This window comes from Pseudomonas sp. X10 (assembly GCF_054889225.1).
Genome location: NZ_CM142677.1, coordinates 2,795,314 through 2,814,726 on the forward strand (window position 1 = coordinate 2,795,314; position 19,413 = coordinate 2,814,726).

A 19,413-nucleotide genomic window follows, 5' to 3' on the forward strand; every position below is an offset into this window, starting at 1 on the left:
ATCGCGACACAAGGCCGCTCCCACAGTAGCCTTGGTGCTGGGCGAAAGATTGTGTGGAGGCTTGTTGCGCCCACCTCGATACCTCTGTCATACAAACAAAGACTAAAACTTCGGTCCATCAGGCCATGGCACGTTGCAATCAATGTGGGAGCGGCCTTGTGCCGCGATGCGCCGCGTGGGCGGCGCGGGATCTTGAGGGCGCCACAAAACTCTCGACATGCACAGCGATGTGCCGCGCGGTCTTCAGGACCCGAAGAACTGCCGGCATGCAAGGGCAATGCGCCGCGTGGGCTCAAGAGCACCAAAACAAGAACGCCAAAAGACCTAAGGCACGCACCCAGCAGCCTCAGCCAATCGCCCTTATCTCCAAGTGAATCAGGCCCCGGATTCCGGATCGCTAGGCGGGACGCCGGGACGGTTCTCCTCTTCATCGCCGACGCTGGGATCGGTGTCAGGGTCATCGGCCTTGTCGTTGCGCCGGTCTGGGTCCAGCTCTGGCCAATCGTCAGCGACATTTCCGCCACCTAGATGCTGTGTGTAGGTCATGACAGGCACCTCTCTATTGCTGCATAGACACAGGAAAAAGGCCCACCTCAGGGCGGACCGAAACAGGCGTGAGAGGTAAACGATGTTGCTCCCCCTCACTGCATGAGAGTGGCTGTGATGCCTGGTGGTCCTTTTGATGCCGCGGTGGGCCGACTAGCGGTGCTTGTGGCAAGGCTTTACAAGCTGGCTCCTACCTTTCGCGGCGCCGCTGGAATCGAGGCCTACAGGGGCCTGCACTCACGGTTCCCGGGCAATCAATACCCCAGCCGCTACGCGATGGTTGAGTAACTGCTCATCCACCAGGCGATCCACATCCGCTTCGCAGGCAATCCGGTACCAATGCCCGGCCGGATGGACCGTGGCGATCGGGCCACGGTTGCACGGATATTGGCAGTAGGTACGGGTGATCAGCACGCCGTCTTCGGTTTCGATGGCCTTGGCCGCCGCCAGTCGTTGGCGCAGGCGTTTCCACAAGGGCAGGGCGCCACGTCGCACGCAGCGGGCGCCGATGCAGAGAAACAGTTGGTGACGGTGAGGCGGGATCTGCGACCAGTTCGGTTTTGCCGGGATACTCGCGGTGCCTTCGCAAGGTAGGTGTTCGCTGTGCTGGTCGATCAAGGCGCAAGCCTTGGCCGCCGACAATTCGTGGCGGCCGAGCAGGGCACTGCTGACGAACAGCCGGCCCAGGCCGCCGGATGCCTGTGCCAGCGTTTGCAGCTCGCTGCGTAGCCAATCCAGGTAGGCGCTGTCGGCGCCGGGGTCCAGGTCGACCAGCAGCAGGGTTCCTTGCTGTTTCGAGAGGAACACCCTGACGGTTGTCCAGAGCCCGTCGAAGCCCGTGGCCGTGTCAATCAGGTCGGCAAGCACCTGCGGGCCGCGCAGGGTTTGCAGGTGCAGGCGGAAGGCCTGGGCGGACGAGCCCTCGGCAAGGTCAGGACCAACGAAGAGTACGCGGCTGTAGGTCATTTCAAGGCCTCCGGCGCAGCAGCAGAATGAAGAACAGGCCGCCGATGGCGGCGGTGGCGATGCCGATGGGCAGGTCTTGGGGGGCGATCAAGGTGCGCGCCGCCACATCCACCCAGACCATGAACAACGCACCGAGCAGCGCGCTCACCGGCAACAGTCGCCGGTGCTCGGCACCTACCAGGCGGCGCGCCATGTGCGGCAGCATCAGGCCGACGAAGCCAATCGCGCCAGACAGCGAGACCAATACGCCGGTCAGCAGGGAGGTGCTGACGAACACCTGCCAGCGCACATGGCGGGTGTTGAACCCCAGGCTGACAGCGGTCTGCTCGCCGCTCATCAGGGCATTGAGGGCGCGGGCCAGGCTCATCAGCACGACGAACCCCACCAACACACAAATGGCGGGTAGCCAGAGCAGCCGCCATTGCGCCAATCCCAGGCCACCGAGCATCCAGAACATCACGGCGTTCACCGCGTGCTGATCGCCGGTGTAGAGCAGCAGGTTGGCCAGGGCCATGATAACGAAGGAGACCGCCACACCCGCCAGCAGCAACCGCTCGCTTTCCAGCCTGCCGTGTCGGCTGGCGATGCCGAGCACCAGCAGCATGCTGCCCAGGGCACCGATGAAGGCGGCGGCGGGCAGGCTGAAGACACCCGCGAATTCCCCCAGGAACAGCACAACCACCACGGCGCCCAGCACCGCGCCGGAGCTGACGCCGAGCAGGTGTGGGTCAGCCAGTGGGTTGCGCGTCACCGCCTGCAAGGCGCCGCCGACCAGCGCCAGGCCAGCCCCCACCAGGGCTCCGAGCAGGACACGGGGGGCGCGGATCTGCCAGACGATCTGTGCCTGGCCCCGGCTCCAGTCGCCTGCGCCAGTCAAGTCGAACTGCTGCAAGACGATCCCCATTACCTTGGCCAAGGGCACCTGCGCCGCGCCAAAGCCCAGGGACAGCAAGCACGAGAGCAACAGCAGGCCAAGCAATGCCCCGAGCAGGGCGCGATAGCCGCCGAGGCTGCGGACCGGCGTCACCGGCCGGCCTCGGCGAACAGCCGTGGGTGCAACGCGGCGGCGAGTGTCTCGATGGCTGCGGCGTTATCGAGCGAAGGCGTGACCGCGAGGTAGGAGAGCACCACGAAGCGCTGCTGGCGAATAGCATCGATACTGCCTAGGGCCGGGTGCTGCAGGAGGAAGTCGCGTTTGTGCTGCCAGGTCGTCGGGCCGTAGTCGACGATCACGATGACCTGGGGGTTGCGTTCCACCACGCTTTCCCAGTTGACCTCGGTCCAACTGGCCACGACGTCGTCCATGATATTGCGGCCACCCGCCGCCTCGATCAGCGCCTGCGGCATGCCCAGCCTGCCGGAGGTGGTGGGACGGTCTTCGCCGCTGTCGTAGAGGAACACGCTGGGATGCTCGGCGAGGGCGGCGGTCCGGTCTGTGACCTTGGCGATGCGCTCCCGCATCTGGCTGACGAGGGCTGTGGAGCGGTCGCGCACATCGAAGATCCGCCCGAGGCTGTCGAGATCCTTATACAGGTCTTCGAGACTCGCCTCACGCTGGGCCATGATCCGCGAACAGGACTCGCTCAGCTCGTACACGGGAATACCGAAGGGCGCCAGGGTCTGCGGGGTGACCGGGCCGCCGATGCGCATGCCGTAGCTCCAGCCGGCGAAGAAGAAGTCGGCATCGACGTCCAGCAGGTTCTCCAGCGAAGGGTAGCGCGATGCCAGTTCAGGCAGGCCGGCGAGGGCTTGGCGCATGGCCGGGTCGAGGCTCTTCCAGCCGCTGATGCCGGTGTAGCCGACCATGCGTTCGCGCAGGCCCAAGGCAAGCAACATGCCGGTCATGTTGACGTCATGGCTGACTGCGCGTTGGGGCGGGTGGTCGAAGGTGACGCTGCGTTCGCAACTGCTCACCGTCAACGGAAAGTCATTGCCGGCCGCGCTGCAGGGCAGCGCGGCCAACAGGGCCAGGCAGGCCAGGTAAGGCTTCATGTGGGGCTGATCCAGGTAATGCGTGGATGGTGGGCCAGTGGATGGCGGTCGACCAGGGCGTGGATTCCGAAGACCTGCGCCAGGCGTTGTTCGGTCAAGACCTGCGCCGGCGTGCCGCTGGCGATGATCCGCCCGCCTTCGATCACGTACAGGCGGTCACAGAAGGCCGCCGCCAGGTTGAGGTCGTGGAAGCTGGCCAGGATGCTCAACCCGGCGCCGCGCAAGTGCTCCAGCAGTGACAGCTGGTAGCGCGGGTCAAGGTGGTTGGTGGGTTCGTCGAGAATCAGCAGGCGCGGTTGCTGCACCAATGCCCGGGCCAGCAACACCCGTTGCTTCTCGCCCCCGGACAAGGTGGCGAAGGTGTGCTGGGCGAGACTGGCCAGGCCCAGTTGCTGCAGGGTGGTGTCGGTCAATGCCTGCTCACGGTCGCCCTCGAACCAGCCCAGGTGCGGCGTGCGGCCCATGGCGACCACATCGGTGACGGTCAGGCCGAAGTCCTGGGGAAACTCCTGGAGCATCACTGCGATGCGCTGGGCGACCCAGCGCGGTGTCTGCCGCCAAATGTCCTGACCCTCAAGCAGCACCGAACCGCTGTCCGGCTGGCTGAAGCGGTAGGCGCAGCGCAGCAGGCTGGTCTTGCCGCTGCCGTTGGGACCGATCAGGCCGACGAATTCGCCGGGATCGACCTGCAGCTCTATGCCATCGAGCAACAAGGGCTGGCCCTGGCGCGGCGCCCAGTTCAGGCCCTGGATGCGCAAGGTGGGATCAAGCATGGGTTTGCGACCATTCCGGATTGAATGAACCTCGATGGAACGGCGCATGGAGGAATCGCGGGCAGGGCGCTGCCACGAAGACCGGCCCGCGCCCGCCCACCGCGGGTGTTGCCAACTGGTGTGCCAGGCCGGTCTCCGGGCTTGCGAGGGTCGTGAGGCATCCACCTTCCCGTGCCCTCAGGCACAGTGGTCTGTCGAATGCATCGCTCGCTTACCGTTGCGGGGGCAGCGCCGGACTGGTCGCATGAGGCGACGCACCGGCTTCCCGTTTAATCCCCTGCGCGGCGGCAGGGGACACCTGAAACAGGGGCGCATCTGAGCATTTATGCGGGGGGGAGTCAATCGCGGGCCTGCCCGGTGGTTAGAACTTGACGTCGACCTGGACAGCGTCGGTATAGGTCCCGGCGGGCGGAGTCGGCTGCCCCTGCAGTACCTCGGCGCGATAGGTGAATATCTGCGGCGTCGTGCCGTCCAGGAGGTTGGCATTGAAGTCCGCGTCGCTGCTGGCGCGGCGCTCGCTGCCTTGTGCGCCCCAGCGCTCGTTGCCTGTACGCTTCTTGTACAGCTCGTAGGCCAGGTACCGATTGCCGTTGCGCATGCGTCGTACCCCTGCATCGGAATTGCTACCCATGCTCATGCCGACGCTGTAGCTGGCGTTCTTACTGCAGCGAACCTGCACCAGGCCGAGCGCCGGGGAAAAGGCACTGGCCAAGGCGGCAGTGCCGAAGTTCAGGTCTGGCGTCACCATTTCGCACTGTTTGGTCACTATCAGCCGGAGCACCAGCGTGGCAACCTCGCCGCTTCCCCAGTTGATAACCCCCGAGCAACCGGTGAGGCAAAGGCCTATCAATCCTTTGCTGCGATCCCAGCCGCCCCAGGCCAGGCAGGCTTGCAGGGTCTGCAGGCCAGGGCAGATCTGCCAGAACCAGCGCGTCTGCACATTGGCGGTGTAGGTACCTGCCGGCAGGCTGCTCAGTGGCGGTACGGTACGGAAGTACAGCGGGAAGTCGAGCGCCTCGGCGTTGCTACCAATCCAGCGGAACTGGGTCAGTTCGTAAGGCTGGCCTACCGTCAGCGGTTGCCCGTCGTTAGAGGAAAAGATGGTGAAGGGGATGCTGTCGCCGGTGGCAGAGTTGACCAACCGGCCGCCACCGTCGTTCTCCAGTTGTACCCGTACCCAGTCCTTGCCGTAGAGCGAGAACCCATCCCTGTTGCAATACAACCCACCCGGGGCTTCCACCCCAATGGGACTGGCCGTGGCGTCGAGAGCACCCGCGCTGCCGAGGGAAACCAACAGCCCACCGGCATAGGGTCCGCAGCGCTTCCCGGCCTCCGCGCCAGGTACTTGCAACAACAAGCAGAACAGCAATGCCATGAACGGCAAGGGGAGTGTACGTAGGGTCATGGGGTACTCCTGATGGGGCTATCCGTCCGGCTCAGCGGCAGATCACCGGGCCGATCCAGGCGATTTCGTCGGCCTGGCTGTCGAAGTCGAAGGCGGCGCGACAGGTGCCGCCCTCGGGCAACTCCACGCGCAGCTGGTTGTGCGTGCGCAGACGCTCCAGGTAGAGCAGTCCATCCCAGCCGACGTAACCGCTCTGGCCATTGTCACCCTGGACCGCGGCGCCCACTGGCAGAGCCTTGCCGGTGGCGTCGTGGAGGACGACGGTGGCTGCGGCCACGCGGGTCACCGGGAAGCGCAGCAGATAGCCGCTGCCAGACATGACCGAGACCCGTTGCTCGACCTCGGGGGTATCGAAGCTGGAGGACAGGTTGAGTGGGTCGATCTCGTACTTGGCGTTGTAGTGGGAGGTGGTCCAGGGTACGAGCAGATGGCCGTTGTTGTCGGTTTCGCCGACCAGGCGGTTTTCGTAGCGAACCGGAATGCCTTCTTTGCCGTCGGTACTGACCAGGACGAAGGCGTCGCCGATCTGGTTGGCCGCTTGGATGGAATTGTTCATGAACACCAGCGAACCACTGGCTTCTGCCCAGCGGTTGTATTGGCCGCTGCTGCCGTAGACGCCGCCTTGGATCTGCAGGTGATCGCCACGCCAGCTCAGCCCCGCCTGACGATAGGCCTCGGTGTCATCACTGTCGGTATAGGCCAGGTCCCAGCCGAAGCCGCCTTCGCTAGGTACTGCGCGGCGGTAGTCTATGCGTCGGGTCTGCAGCTTGTCGGTGCTGCGCTCGAAGCTGGTGGTGACTGAGCTGCTACCACCGAAGGGAATCATCAACTGAGCAGCCAAGGCCCAGCCGTCGCCGCCTATCTCGCGGTTGGCGGAAAACATCAGGTTGCTGTCGGCCCACAGCGATTTGCTCCAGCTCAGGTTGAGCAGGCGCGTACGGCTGTCGTCGTGCGCTTTGACGTCGAAGTAGCCGACACCGAAGCTGCCCAGCTCTCCCGGAGAAAAGCTGGCGTTCACCTGGGTGCTGCTGCGGCTGAACTGGTAGTCGCCTGCGTAGGTAGAGAGGTCGCCGTAGCCGCCGCTGCGGCGGGTATGTTGCACACCGACGTTGAAGCGGCGCTGAGTGTACTGATAGCCGGCGGCGAGCTGGCTGCCCTTGTCGCCGTCTTGCAGACTGCCGCTATAGGCGGCGTTCAGTGTGCCCAGGTTGCCTAGGCGCAATACCCCGCCCAGACCGCCGAGACCGAAACGGCTGGCGGCCTCGGCATGGTTTTCCAGGGTAAAGTAGTCGCTGACGCCATAGCGGTACGAGCCATTGGCTACGCTGGTGCCATAGGAAAAGTTCTTCAGGCCGTAGTCACGTCTCAGGCTGCCGGTAGCGAACGAGAAATCCGACAGGCCGGGACGTAGCAGCGAGCTGGAGACGTAGAACGGCATGGTGGTGCTGACCTGTCGGCCGAGGGCGTCGGTAGTGACCACCACGGCTTCCCCTGCGCCATTGATGAAGGGCACGTTGGTGATGCTGAACGGCCCTGGGTTGACGTTCTCCGAGCTGTTCTTGTAGCCGTTGATAAACAGGTCCACCGTGGTCGGCACCGCGGCCTCGCCAGAGAACTGCGGCAAGGGATAGGTGACCACGTCCGGGCGCAGCGAGAAGTCGCGCGACACCTGCAGGCCGGCCATGCGCACTGGCGTGCTCCAACTCAGGGGATTGTTGACCAGGTCACCCAACTCGTAGGTGAGGATGCGTTCCTCGTCGGAATAGCGCCAGTGGGTGTCGTAGCGCAGGTAACGCCGGGACAGCCCCTCGGTGTCGCCATACGGGTGTTGGTAGACGCCGCTGTTGCTCAGCACGCCGTAGCCGCCGAATAGGCGCAGCTCGTTCCACACGGAGGTGTAGCCGGACCCATGCTCCGGTTCGCTGGTGTAGGCCTGGTAGTTGAGCAGGCCGCCGAAGCTGCTGCGTGCCGGGCTGCGCTCGAAGATTCGCGAACGTCCCAGATGCTGCTCGGGCAGCCATTGCGCCGGCACCTCGAGCAGCAGGCGCAGGTTGTTGCCATCGTACTCGGTGTGCATGTCAGTAACCGCGCTGACGTCCACCAGGCCGTTGTCATCGGCGGCGAGTTGCAGGCCGACCTGACGCAGATCGGCGGCGCCGACCAGGTAATGGCCGTCGCGCACCCGCACCGGCACCACCTTGCCGCTGCCGGCTTGGTTCACCACCAGCTCCAGGTACAGCGTGATGTCTGCCAGCACTGCTGCTGCGCCGACGCGTGGCGGTGGCGGCAGCGGCGCCGCGCTGGCATCCAGCGCCGGCAGGGCTGCGACCAGCAGCGCCGCATGTCCGAAGCCACGGCGCCGACGGTTAGACAGGAAACAGGAGGTCATCGTCTTCTCCATGACAAATACTTCAGTGCGGCCTCACTGCAGAGGCTGGATCGTCCGTGCCGGATTACCGCCATTGACCGTTGCCTTCAGCTGCGCGCCTTGGCCTGCCGCCGCCGGTAGCGGCCAGCGATAGCTGCTGTGCGCCAGCACGTAGCCGAGCAGACCGTCGGATACTTCGATCGAGCGCCCACCCTGCTCGAAGGCGACCTGGGTCAAGCGCGCGTGCACCGGGCCGTCGTTGCGAATGACCAGGTAGGGCTTGCCGCCATCGCGCTCGATGCGCCAGCCCAGTTGCGGAACCCCGGCATCGTTGCTGCGTTTCTTGTCCGGTACAGGCTTGAGCCAGAGGTTCTCGCCATAGAGAAACAGCGGCACCGAGTAGCGCATCTGGAAGCGGATGGCCTTGCCGGCGTCCTTGTCGTCGTCCTCCGTCTGCGGGGTGGGAATCTCATCGATGACGATGCGGTAGGCCTGCTCAGTTCCGGCCGGCTGCTGCGCCAGTCGGGTCAGGCGCAGAAGCTGCCGGCCACCTGCTGGAATGTTGATCATCGGAGGGCTGCCGATCACATCGCGCTGTTCGGCGTAGTGTTCCTGCGTGCCGTCCTGACGCCAGGCGAAAATCCGCATCTGCAGCAGGACCGGCTTGGCGCCGCGGTTCTCCAGCCACAGGGCGCTGGCGCGCTGGTCGCTTTCCAGGACCGGATCGATCGGCCAGATCAGCACCGAACTGGCGGCGCTGGCCTGGCTGACCTGGGTGCAGGCAATGGCGCACAGCGAGATCGCCAAGACGCGAACGAAAGAGGCAAAAGTGATACGCATGGAGGGGCCTTCTGTTGTCACCATGACAGCGTCACGGTGAGGACATCTATGTAGGTGCCGGGGGGGTTGTTGCCCGGCAAGCGCAGTGCCGCGTAGATCGGCAGGCGGATGTCTTCGGGGTTGGCGTAGCTGACGGCGAGCGCCTGGTCGACGGGAATCGCCTGGCTCAGTCCGACGTCGCGGTACAACTGGTAGGGAATGCGCTCGCCAGCCCCGTCGAGGTTGCGCTGGCCATTGGCAAAGTGCGCGCCGCCATCGAGGCTCATGCTCAGCGCAACGCCTGGCGTGCAGGACAGGGTGACGGCGCTGTTGGCGGCGAAGCTGGTGCTCAGGCGGTCGCTGCTGATCGCCGGATGGCTACCGAAGTCCAGGCTGCCCAGTTTGCCGGCCTGGGCAGCGACGACGCCGTTTATGCGACAGCCCGAGGCGATGCTGGCCGATACGCGCAGTATGGAAGTCTCTGCGGCCTGCGCTGTCGGCCAGGCACAGGCACTCGCGGTGAACAGCCAGACCCAGGCACGTAGCGTGGGTTGCTGAAGACGCATCAAGGAATGCATGGCGGGTCAGAAATCCAATTGCAAGGTAAGGAGGTCGCTGTAGAGGCCTGCGGCGATCCCCGTGGTGCTGAAGGCCCGCGCGTAGAGCGCGATCTTCTGGCTGCTACCGTCGCCGGTCACGACGATGGCGGTGCCGTTGTGCAGGACCTGGGTGCGTCCGCTGTCCAGATACAGCTCGTAGGGGATGTAATGCGCTCCCGCCGAGGTGTTCGCCAAGGCGTGCTGGGTCGAGCTGGCATTCGCGTCATTGCTGCCGCCGAGCACCCTTAGCGAGGCCTGAGTACCCATCGAGCAGCGCACCGCAATGCCCTCGCCAGCACTGCTCAACAGCGCAGCGTCGCGCTGGCCGAACGACATGGGCGCCTCGCCAAAATCGAAACTCCCGAAATCGCCGCTGCCATTGCTGGTCACAGCGCCGTTGTTCACCAGGCAAGCGGGTGTCAGGGCCAGACTGGCCTCGATGAAGCCTCTGGTGTTCTGGGCGAAGCAGGCCGTGCTGGCCAGCATCAGGAGGGCAAGCGCGGACGTCGCGCCGAGTAAAGGCGAAAGGCGGTAGCTCATGGCAGGGGCTCACACAGGCCCTGGCGGCAGCGCCGAGATCGACTCGGCACTGCCGCCAGGGTGGCGGTGGATCAGAAGTCTACGGTCATGGTCAGGGTGTCGGTGTAGAGGCCGGCGGTCTTGGCGGTGCCGTTAGGTGAGATGGCGCCGTAGACCGGTACCGAGACCGGGTTGCCGGAGGTGACGGCATAGCTCACCGGCGTATTGACGACGAACTCCTGGGTGCGACCGGCATCCTGGAACACCTTGTACTCGACGGTATCGCTACCAGCGCTGGTGGTGAGCTCGCGCCCACCTTGCAGGCCGCCGTCGATGCTCACGTTGAAGGCGCCGACACCACTGTCGCAGGTCACTTCCAGGCTGCCGCCACCGCTGGTTGCCAGCTCAGCGGTGAGGACGTTGGTCCAGGTCGGGCTGGTGTTGCCGAAGTCCAAGGTGCCGAAGTCGTTGGCGTTACCCGAGACAACGCTGTTGACTTCGCAGCCGCTGGCAATGTTCAGCTTGGCCTGGACCTGGCCGGAGATCGCGGCCTGGCTCTGGCTCAGCGGCAACATGCTGACGGCGCCAGCGGCGAGGAGGGAGATATAAAGCTTTTTCAGTACCATGTTTCAGGGTCCTTTCAGGTGGGTGATAGACGTATTGCAGGCCGGGGCTTCCTGCCCGGCGATGAACTACCAGGTCAGCGTCATGCGCAGCAGATCCTGGTAGCGACCTGCCCTGGGGGCAGATGCCTGGGGAATGACGCTGGCATACAGGGACAGGTCCACCTGTCCCGAGGCCGCGCGCCGAGAAAACCGTTCGGTGTCCAGCGGTTGCTGGCGAGCGGCGTCGAGGAACAGTCGGTAGGGAATTTCAGCTTCACCGCTCACCAGACGCAGGTAGCGGGTATCGCCGACGCCCGCATGCTGGCCGGCATCCACCTGCAACTGGTATTCGACCTCGGGGTTGCATTGCACGCTTGCCACCGGCAAGCCCTCGTCGTCGATCAATTGCGCCGACAACGCCGTGCCGGGCGGGTCCAGTCGAGGGTAGTGGCCGAAGTCGAGCTGCCCCGGGCGCAACAGCCCGCCCGGCATCCCGCCGCTGCTGAACAAACAGCCGCGATCGACATCGAGGCTGACCCGCACGATGCCCTGTGCGCCATGTCCGGTAGCAACGGGTTCCATCGCCAACGCCAACGGCGCCAGGCCACAGGCCAGCAGAAGCAAGCCCTGCCAAGGGCGGGGCGAGTGAATACCGAGAATGTCCATATAGCGACCTAGCTCCTTTGCTTGGCGCTATTTTCGCTATTGGCCGCTCAACCGGTCTTGGAAGAAACTCCACGGCTTGCAGAAACGTTCCACTAAATCGCGCCTGACTCGCCGGGTAAGGCACATGGGGGCATGTGCCGTCGCTGCGCGGATCAGAGATGCTCGCTGCGATAGCAGGACGGCGTGAGTCCTATGACACGTCTGAAACTGCTGCTCATGTGTGCCTGGTCGGAGTAGCCGCAGGCGTAGGCAATCTCGCTGAGGGGGAGGCGGGTCCTTTCGAGCAGGTCGCAGGCCTTGCGTACCCGTGCGAGCATCACGTACTGGTGGGGTGTCTGCCCGGTACGGGCCTTGAACTGGCGGATGAAGGTGGTGCGCCCAAGGTTGGCGGCCGCGGCCAACTCGTCGAGGCGCAGCTCACTGGCCAGGTTTTCCTGCAGATACTCGACAAGCGCTTTGAAACGCTGGTTGTCCAGGCAATGCCTGTCCTGCGTGCCCCAGGTACCGTTATGCCCGAGGGTATGGATAGCGATGGCGCGCGCCAGGTATTCAACTTTCATCCTGGCGATGTCCGCAGGATCATCCAGCGCCTGCTTGATGCCACGAAGCATCAGGCTCAGGCCTCGGTCGCGCAGGTCGAAAGCAGAGGCGATCGAGGCTGACGGGGCTCCCAGGGCGCTGGACATTTCGCGGGCAGCCTCTTCGAATACCTCCGCGCGGATGAACACATGAAGGGCTCGCGCGCTGTTGCGTAGCAGAGTGTGCGAGGAATCGCCGGAGCCTGTCAGCACGATGCTATCCGGCCCCAGCAGGCCATGCTGCTGCCGCAAGCCAGTACGCCGCCACAGCTTCAGCGGCTGCAATGGCACCACGAACCAGATATCCCGTCCGCCCGGACAAGTGACTTCCTTAGGCCCTTCATGGGTGACCTGGGCATAGACGTCACTCCAGCCCAAGCCCTCGCTCGTCTTGAGAAAAGTCACTTCGCTGTCGACACAGAAAGGCGTATCGCTGAGGCGATACTCCGGCTTTTCCGGGTTTTTGCACATGATGGCTATCGAACGTCCGCTGTCGGCATGTCTGAAAGCGAGGGGAGGCTGGACCGGCTGGTGTCATGGCAGGCCTGGAGATCCGGCCGGACGCACGGCTATGCCCTGTGCGTCGAACCGGCGCTTACCAGGGTCAAGTCAGCGATCCCGGCGCAAAGCCTTTCCGGGCCCAGGCAGGCCCAAACGGGCGCTCTGTCCCGGTGTCCCCAAGAGAAAGCCTTGCCCCCACAGGGGCGTCTCAAGCCCCATCAGGCGTTCCAGGTCTTCAGGACGCTCCACGCCCTCGACCACTACCTGCAGCGCGAGCTGACGACACAGCCGCAATGTGCTGTTGAACAGGTCCGCTCCAGACGGCCCTAGGCGAGCGGCCTGAAGAAAGCGCCGGTCCAGCTTGACGACGTCGAACTGTGCCGCCAGCAGTAGTCCCAGGCCGCTGAAGCCAACGCCGAAATCATCCGCCGCCAAGCGGCAGCCCAGTGCGTTCAGGCGGCTGACGAACTCGAGCAGATCTTCCCCTGTGCCGGGCGAGGCGCTTTCCGTCAACTCGACGGTCAGGCGTGCCGCCACCTGCTTGTCGCGGCGCAACAAGCAGAAGGCACTTACCCACCAGGCGTCGCTTACCGCGCTCTGCACCGAAACATTGCAGCCCAGGCGCAGGCTGGGGTCCGCTTCGAGCAATTCGATCACCCTGCGCACTACGCTGTGATCGAGCAGGCGCGCCAGGCCCAAGCGCTCCAACGCACCAATCAGATCGGCCACCTCTTGTCCCTGGTTTTGCGATGGTGTGACGATCCGCAGCAAGGACTCCTGATAGAGTTCAGCGCTTCTGCCGGCAACACGCCTGATCGGCTGGAAGACCAAGAACATCTGCCCCCGCTGCAGGTGTTGGACGAACTTCAGGGCCCTGGCCATGTCGCACCGATAACCTAGACGCCAGGCGAAGCTGTACTGGACCGGCGCCAGCGAGCCGATGCCCCCAGGCCCACAGCGTTCGATGCGGGTGAATGTGTCAGCGACAGGATCGACGTTGGCAAAACCGGCCGAAATCACTGGCAATACCTCGACCTCCTGGTATTCAACAGGCCTGGTGGTACATGCCAGTAGCAGGTTTTCCAGCATTAGGGCCGACGGGGTGGTGTTCTGCTCAAGGGCCAGCAGAAACCCCTGGCCGGCCACGGCCGTCGGCTCCCCCCAGGCCCTTAGTCGCCAGCAGAGTTCCTGTCGCACCGTTTCGGCCAAAGCTCCGCCATAGGCACAGTACAAATGCTGGTAGTTCTGCAGCACAACAAAGATATGCGTGGCCTGACGGGGGCAGGATGCGCCTACGAGGCACTCGCGGGACAGGCAAACGGACTTGGTGCAGGCGCTCATCGGCACGCCTCCTGCCGACGGCCAGCTTTTGCCCGATACCTCCGTATCGGGACAAGGAAAGTGTGATCAGGAGGCGTTGGGGCTGCGTGGGTAAAAGGAAAAGTCATGGGTCAGTCGAGTCAGATGCTGATTTGCCATCATTCTTTTGCGCGAACTGACGACTCGTCTTGAAAATTCCTTCGCCTTTTTGAAAAACGGTTAAATCCGTAGGCCTTGGGAGCACTTCGGCGAGGACTCCCGCCTGGTGCGAGTCCCGAAATGCCTCCCAAGATGCTTTGCCCCGTGACGGTGCGGGTTACCAGCGGTAGGTCAGGGTGGCCAGCAAGGTACGGCTCTGGCCGTAATAGCACTGCAACGCATTCTGGCAGAAGCCGACGTAGCGCTTGTCCAGCAGATTGTTGGCACTCAGGCGCAGTTCGGCGCCGTCCATGCGCCTGTCCGCCTTGCCGAGGTCGTAGTGCAGGCTGGCATCGAACAGGGTGCGGCCAGGCATTTCCAGGGTATTGGCCGCATCGCCGTAGGCTTTGCTCATGTAGCGCGCGCCGAAGCCGGCGCCAGCGCCTTGCAACGGACCCTCGCCCAGGGTGTAGTCGAGCCACAAGGACGCTTGGTGGGCCGGCACCTGGACCAGCTCGTTGCCTTCCAGGCTGGAACCATCCGCCGCCGCATTGGCCTTGGTGACTTCCGAGTCCATGTAGGCGTAGGAGGCCAGCAGGTCGAGGCCTTCACTCAGGCTGGCTTTGGCATCCAACTCCAGGCCACGCACCCGAGCTTCGCCGCTCTGCACGCTGAAGCCGACGTGGGTCGGGTCCGGATCCGGGGTGGTGATGTTCTCCTGGTCCAACTGGAAGGCCGAGAGGGTGATGAAGCTGTTGCTGCCTGGCGGCTGGTATTTCACGCCGACTTCGTATTGCTCGCCGGTCATCGGCTTGAACGGGCGGCCGGAGAAGTCAGTGCCATCCACTGGCTCGAATGAGGTCGAATAGCTCAGGTAGGGGGCCAGGCCGTTGTCGAACAGGTAGGCCAGACCGATGCGGCCAGTCGGTTTGTCTTCGCGCTGCTTGCTCCTGTTCTCGCCATTCAGCCCGCTTTCGGTGCGGGTCGATACCCAGTCCTGGCGCAGGCCGAGGGTCAGCACCCAGTTGTCCAGGCGGATCTGGTCTTGCAGGTAGAGGCCGGTCTGTTCGCGCTGCTGGTGGTAGTCGATGCGGGGAATAAGGTCCGGCACCGCCTGGCCGTAGCGCGGCGCGAAAATGTCCAAGGGGCCCGAGTAGAGGCCGGAGGCGAACTGGTATTCGTCGTTCAGGGACAGGTAGTCCACGCCGATCAGGAGCTTGTGGTCGAGGCGCCCAGTGCTGAAGTCAGCCTGGCCGAAGGTGTCGACGGTCACGCTGCGCGCTTCGCCTTCGCCGTGGGTGGCCACGCGGCTGAGTTGGCGACCGTCGTCGCTGAGCAGGTAGCCGGGGCTGGCGGTGGTGTCGATCCTGGCACTGTTGACCTGCAGGTTCTGCTGCAGGCTCCAGACGTCGTTGAGGCGGTGCTCGAGCAGGTAGCCGAGGGAGAACTGCTCGCGCTGGTAACCGTCGAAATCCGGCTCACCGAGATAACGGCTGCGAGGCAGGCGGCCATTAGCCCCGGAGTGCAGGCTGGCATCGGCCGGCAGCGCGACGTAGTCGGAGATGTTCTTGTCCTTCTGGTACAGGCTGAGCAAGGTGAGCCGAGTGTCTTCGCTCGGCTGCCAGGTCAGGGCGGGGGCGATGAAGGTGCGCTTGTCGTAGCCATGGTCGACTTCGCCCTGGGTGTCCCGGAGCAGGCCGGTCAAACGGTATGCCAGGGTGCCTTCCTCGTTCAGGGGGCCACTGAGGTCCAAGGCGCCTTGGGCGCGGTCATTGCTGCCAGTCTGCAGTTGGATTTCGTGCAAGGGCTCGAAGGTCGGCCGCTTGCTGACCAGGTTGGCCAGCCCGCCAGGCGTGTTCTGCCCATAGAGGACCGATGCCGGCCCCTTGAGGATTTCGATGCGCTCCAGGCCATAGGGCTCGATGCGCATCATCGCCGCGCTATAGGCCCCATAGGGCAGGCGCGAGCCGTTGAGGTTATAGCGCAGGAAGAAGCCACGGCTTTGCAGGACATCGTTACGGCTGTCGCTGTCGCCGAAGGAGGCAACGACCCCAGGGGTATAGCGGACCGCCTCGGTGATGTTCTGCGCGCCTTGCGCCTGCACCTGGTCATGGGTCACCACGTTGATGGTCTGCGGGATCTCGATCAGCGCGCTGTCGGTCTTCGAGCCGGTGGCGCTGCGCTTGGCCACGTAGCCTTCAACCGGACCCCAGGCGTTTTCCCCGGTCTGGGCATCGATCAGCACTTCGCCCAGGCTGATGGCATCGCTTGCCTGGCGCTCCAGAGTGAACGTACCGCCGGAGGTTACCTGGAGCACCAGGCCCGTGCCGGCCAGCGCCCGGGTAATGGCGTGTTCCGGGCTCAGGTCGCCTTTGATTGGCGGTGCCGACAGGCCGCGTACCAGCGCCGGCGCATAGACGATGGTGCGACCGCTTTGCCGGGCGATCTGGTCAAGGGTAACGGCCATGGGGGCGGCGGGCAGGTCGAACGACTGCACGGACTGCCTGGCATCGACCCGGGCCGATTCGCCCTGGGCCATGGCCGGCAGGGAGAAGGCGAGCGCCAGGAACAGCGGGGCCAACAGAAGGGGGTGGCGTGGGTACATGAATAGGCTCCATAGATCTTGGCAGGTCCGCTTTTTCTCAAGCGGTTCCAAGGCCTATGTGCGACGAGCGCGGAAAAGCGATATAGGCGCATGAAAAAAAATTGCAGCGTTGCTGGCATCCGGCAGCTAGCCCAGGGTTGACGGGCGCAACTCGATCCGGGTCCACCAGCCCAGGGTATGCTCGATGCGCAGCGGCAAGGTCTGCTCCAGGGCCCTCAGGACGCCATCGCTGTCGTCCAGGGGAAACAGGCCTGAGACACGCAGCCGAGCGGCATCCGGGGTGATTCGCAGTACGCCGTGGCGATAGGCGCGCAGCGTTTCGACCAGTTCGCCCAGGCTCCAGTCGTCGACACTCAACCAACCGTCCACCCAACTGCTTTCGCCGAACCGGTTAGCGGCCAGGGGCTGGATGCTGCTGGCATCGAAACGTGCGCCCTGGCCTGCGTCGACCGTGGCCTGGGCACCGTTCAAGGTGTCGATGCGCACACTGGCTTCCTGCACCCAGACACGGCTGGCCTGGTCTTGCAGGGCGACCATGAAGCGTGCGCCTGGCGTCTGCACGCTGCCCGCCGGGGTACGCACGATGAACGGCAACGACCCCTGGGCGGCCTGGACCAGGAGCTTGCCACGGCGCAACAGCAGCTCTCGGCTGTAGGCATCGAAACGCAAGTCGACGGCGCTGCAGGCGTCGAGCAGCAGTTGACTGCCGTCGGGCAGGGTCTCGGCGAGCCGCTCGCCAGTGCCACTGCGCAGGTCGGCGCCCAGCTCCAAGGGCATGCCTGGACGGCCCAACAAATGTACGCCCAGGCCGACGCCGGCGATGGCCAGCGCGCCGCGCAACAGATGACGGCGGTTGACGGCCGGGGTTTGCAATGTTCGGCGCAGCGCCGGGTCTGCCGTAACCAGCGGCACAAGGGTGCGGGTCAGGTGGCCTTGAACCCGCTGCCAGGCCTGGGCATGGGCTGGATCGGCAGCGAGCCAGTCCTCGAAGGCCCGCTGTTCGCCAGGGGTGACTTCGCCGGAGCGCAAGCAAGCGGTCCATTCGATGGCCTGTTCGATAGGCGTGCTCATCAGCGCAGCAGTTCCTGGCAGCAGAGTTTCAGGCCCTTGGCCACGTACTGCCGCACGCGGATGGTGGACACGCCCAGCAGCACCGCGATGTCGGCGTACTTCATGCCATCGAGCTGGCTATAGAAAAACGCTGCCCGGGCCCTGGGCGACAAGCCATCGAGCAGAGCATCGATCGCCAGCAGGGTCTCCATGGCCAGCGCGCGCTCTTCCGCAGAGGGTTCCAGCGCTTCCGGCTCCAGGGCCAGGGCTTCGAGGTAAGCCCGCTCCAGGTCGCGGCGACGCCAGCTGGCATAGATCAAGCGCTTGGCGATGGTCGTCAGGAGTGCCCGGGGTTCGCGGATGCTCTGTGGGGCAGGGTGGGCAACCACCTGGACGAACGTCTCGGCCGCCATGTCGGCTGCGTCATGACGGCAGCCCAGGCGGGCCTGTAGGCGGCCGACCAGCCAGCCGTGATGCTCGCCGAACAGGCGATGCAGCAACTGGTGGCGCAGGGCGGGGGTATCCGAAGACGACATGGAGGCACGGGAGAGAATGACTAATGAGAAGTATTATTATTTATTCCCATGTGCCACACAACCTCAGCCGTCGTCGGAAGGCCCCGCGAGGGGGGGATGCTGTGGCAGGTAGGGCAGCAGGCGTTCGGTTTCCTTCCTGACCACGGCATAACATTCACAGGTGAGCTGTTCGAGACGAACCCTGTCCAGAACCTTGATGCGGCCACGGCTGTACTCGATGACCCCTTGACGCTGCAACTTGCCTGCAGCGTCAGTCACGCCTTCGCGGCGCACCCCAAGCATGTTGGCGATCAGTTCCTGGGTCATGCACAGTTCATCGCCTTGCAGGCGATCCAGCGAGAGCAGCAGCCAGCGACACAGTTGCTGGTCAATGGAGTGGTGGCGGTTGCACACGGCCGTCTGGGCCATCTGGATAATCAATGCCTGGGTGTAGCGCAACATCAGTTGCAGCAGTTCGCCATGGCGGTTGAACTCGTCCTTGAGCCGTTGCCCCGGCAAACGGTACGCATGCCCGGCACTCTGGACAATGGCCCGGCTCGGCGTGCTTTCGCCTCCCATGAACACCGCGACACCGATCAAGCCTTCGTTGCCGACCACGGAAATCTCGGCTGAAGCGCCGTTCTCCATGACGTACAGCAGCGACACGATGGCGTCGGTGGGAAAGTAGACATGACAAAGAGCGTCGCCAGACTCGTAGAGGACTTTGCCAAGGGGCAGGGTGGTCAGTTTGAGGTCTGGTAGCAGCCGCTCGAACGCTTCGGCGGGCAACGCCGCGAGCAGGTGGTTCTGCTTTGGCTCGGGTGTAGCGGGCATCTGCGCACCGTTGAAGGATCAATGGATCGAGTGCTCAGATTAGTCCAATCGTGCCGCACAAACAGCCCCTGTAAGCGGCCCAGCGCACCGACCCGGCGGCGATGATCTGCGATGATCCAGAGGGTGCGTAGCAACTGCTGCGCCGAACGTCGGAGATCACCCCATGAACAGACCCCATGATCCGAACCTTGTGCAAGGCCCCGGCAAACCCGTCAGCCGGCACCCACAGTCCCCGACGATCCCCCATGAGCAGGGGCAGTCAGGCAATGAGGCGCCGCTGCCGCCCCAAAGCCGGAACGAACCACCTCGACGCGAACGGCCACGGCCATGAGCAACGACTGGGACACGGTCTTCAACCCGTTCTATTTCGTCATCGCACGGGACACCGGCAATGTGATCCGGGTGATTCGTCGCGATAGCCGACCGGCAAACACCCGCACGTTGATCCATCGCAACGCCTCTGTCGCGCAGCGGGACCGCTACGCTGACTTCTATCAGTCCGGGCAAAACCTCGTGCATGCCTCCACCGTGCTGGATGACTTTGCCAACAGCGAGCTACAGACCTAGGGCTTAGCTCGCGGCAAAGCAGGGCCGTGAGCGAACCTCGACAGCCC

The 19,413-nt window shown here is 64.3% G+C and carries 19 protein-coding genes and 1 riboswitch; of the genes, 1 reads left to right on the forward strand and 18 read right to left on the reverse strand.

The annotated features are described in order from the left end of the window. Positions 1–375: 375 nt before the first annotated feature. The 18 genes from ACYU03_RS12850 to ACYU03_RS12935 all read right to left on the reverse strand — a co-directional run bounded on the left by ACYU03_RS12850 (position 376) and on the right by ACYU03_RS12935 (position 18,799). A complete protein-coding gene (locus tag ACYU03_RS12850) occupies positions 376–546 on the reverse strand; it encodes a hypothetical protein (RefSeq protein WP_461891276.1) in 171 nt (56 codons plus the stop codon). A gap of 237 nt (positions 547–783) precedes the next feature. Continuing rightward, on the reverse strand, positions 784–1,512 hold the full coding sequence (locus ACYU03_RS12855; RefSeq protein WP_461891278.1) for a (2Fe-2S) ferredoxin domain-containing protein: 729 nt from the start codon (positions 1,510–1,512) through the stop codon (positions 784–786). A gap of 1 nt (position 1,513) precedes the next feature. Beyond that, positions 1,514–2,539: a FecCD family ABC transporter permease gene (locus tag ACYU03_RS12860; RefSeq protein WP_461891279.1), complete on the reverse strand. Its 1,026-nt coding sequence runs from the start codon at positions 2,537–2,539 to the stop codon at positions 1,514–1,516. Continuing rightward, on the reverse strand, positions 2,536–3,504 hold the full coding sequence (locus ACYU03_RS12865; protein ID WP_461891280.1) for an ABC transporter substrate-binding protein: 969 nt from the start codon (positions 3,502–3,504) through the stop codon (positions 2,536–2,538). Before ACYU03_RS12865 ends, ACYU03_RS12860 begins: the two co-directional genes overlap by 4 nt. Next, positions 3,501–4,277, reverse strand: coding sequence for an ABC transporter ATP-binding protein (locus tag ACYU03_RS12870; RefSeq protein WP_461891282.1), 777 nt, complete (start codon positions 4,275–4,277; stop codon positions 3,501–3,503). The genes ACYU03_RS12865 and ACYU03_RS12870 overlap by 4 nt, the downstream gene beginning before the upstream one ends. Before the next feature lie 109 nt (positions 4,278–4,386). Further along, a riboswitch (cobalamin riboswitch) is annotated at positions 4,387–4,594 on the reverse strand. A 44-nt stretch (positions 4,595–4,638) separates the two neighbouring features. Continuing rightward, positions 4,639–5,682, reverse strand: coding sequence for a Csu type fimbrial protein (locus ACYU03_RS12875; protein WP_461891284.1), 1,044 nt, complete (start codon positions 5,680–5,682; stop codon positions 4,639–4,641). A gap of 31 nt (positions 5,683–5,713) precedes the next feature. Then, positions 5,714–8,071 carry a fimbria/pilus outer membrane usher protein gene (locus ACYU03_RS12880; RefSeq protein WP_461891286.1) on the reverse strand — a complete coding sequence of 786 codons (2,358 nt, stop codon included), beginning with the start codon at positions 8,069–8,071 and terminating at the stop codon, positions 5,714–5,716. 33 nt (positions 8,072–8,104) lie between these two features. Next, positions 8,105–8,890 carry a fimbrial biogenesis chaperone gene (locus ACYU03_RS12885; protein WP_461891288.1) on the reverse strand — a complete coding sequence of 262 codons (786 nt, stop codon included), beginning with the start codon at positions 8,888–8,890 and terminating at the stop codon, positions 8,105–8,107. Between the two features lie 17 nt (positions 8,891–8,907). Beyond that, positions 8,908–9,435 carry a Csu type fimbrial protein gene (locus ACYU03_RS12890; RefSeq protein WP_461891290.1) on the reverse strand — a complete coding sequence of 176 codons (528 nt, stop codon included), beginning with the start codon at positions 9,433–9,435 and terminating at the stop codon, positions 8,908–8,910. An 18-nt stretch (positions 9,436–9,453) separates the two neighbouring features. Continuing rightward, complete coding sequence (locus ACYU03_RS12895) at positions 9,454–10,008, reverse strand: Csu type fimbrial protein (RefSeq protein WP_461891292.1); 555 nt, start codon at positions 10,006–10,008, stop codon at positions 9,454–9,456. 71 nt (positions 10,009–10,079) lie between these two features. After that, positions 10,080–10,613: a Csu type fimbrial protein gene (locus ACYU03_RS12900; protein ID WP_461891294.1), complete on the reverse strand. Its 534-nt coding sequence runs from the start codon at positions 10,611–10,613 to the stop codon at positions 10,080–10,082. 66 nt (positions 10,614–10,679) lie between these two features. Then, entirely contained in the window at positions 10,680–11,258 is a 579-nt protein-coding gene (locus ACYU03_RS12905; protein ID WP_461891296.1) for a Csu type fimbrial protein, read from the reverse strand. A gap of 152 nt (positions 11,259–11,410) precedes the next feature. After that, positions 11,411–12,307, reverse strand: coding sequence for a helix-turn-helix domain-containing protein (locus ACYU03_RS12910; RefSeq protein ID WP_461891298.1), 897 nt, complete (start codon positions 12,305–12,307; stop codon positions 11,411–11,413). A 138-nt stretch (positions 12,308–12,445) separates the two neighbouring features. After that, entirely contained in the window at positions 12,446–13,678 is a 1,233-nt protein-coding gene (locus tag ACYU03_RS12915) for an EAL domain-containing protein (protein WP_461891300.1), read from the reverse strand. A 295-nt stretch (positions 13,679–13,973) separates the two neighbouring features. After that, positions 13,974–16,400 carry a TonB-dependent siderophore receptor gene (locus ACYU03_RS12920; RefSeq protein ID WP_461891301.1) on the reverse strand — a complete coding sequence of 809 codons (2,427 nt, stop codon included), beginning with the start codon at positions 16,398–16,400 and terminating at the stop codon, positions 13,974–13,976. A 126-nt stretch (positions 16,401–16,526) separates the two neighbouring features. Beyond that, a complete protein-coding gene (locus ACYU03_RS12925; protein ID WP_461891303.1) occupies positions 16,527–17,471 on the reverse strand; it encodes a DUF4880 domain-containing protein in 945 nt (314 codons plus the stop codon). Further along, entirely contained in the window at positions 17,471–17,986 is a 516-nt protein-coding gene (locus tag ACYU03_RS12930; protein WP_461891304.1) for a sigma-70 family RNA polymerase sigma factor, read from the reverse strand. The genes ACYU03_RS12925 and ACYU03_RS12930 overlap by 1 nt, the downstream gene beginning before the upstream one ends. A gap of 63 nt (positions 17,987–18,049) precedes the next feature. Beyond that, positions 18,050–18,799 (reverse strand): Crp/Fnr family transcriptional regulator, encoded by a 750-nt coding sequence (locus ACYU03_RS12935; RefSeq protein WP_461891306.1) that lies wholly within the window; start codon positions 18,797–18,799, stop codon positions 18,050–18,052. A gap of 327 nt (positions 18,800–19,126) precedes the next feature. Between ACYU03_RS12935 and ACYU03_RS12940 the strand changes: the two genes are divergently transcribed. Continuing rightward, positions 19,127–19,366 (forward strand): hypothetical protein, encoded by a 240-nt coding sequence (locus ACYU03_RS12940; RefSeq protein WP_461891308.1) that lies wholly within the window; start codon positions 19,127–19,129, stop codon positions 19,364–19,366. Positions 19,367–19,413: the final 47 nt, after the last annotated feature.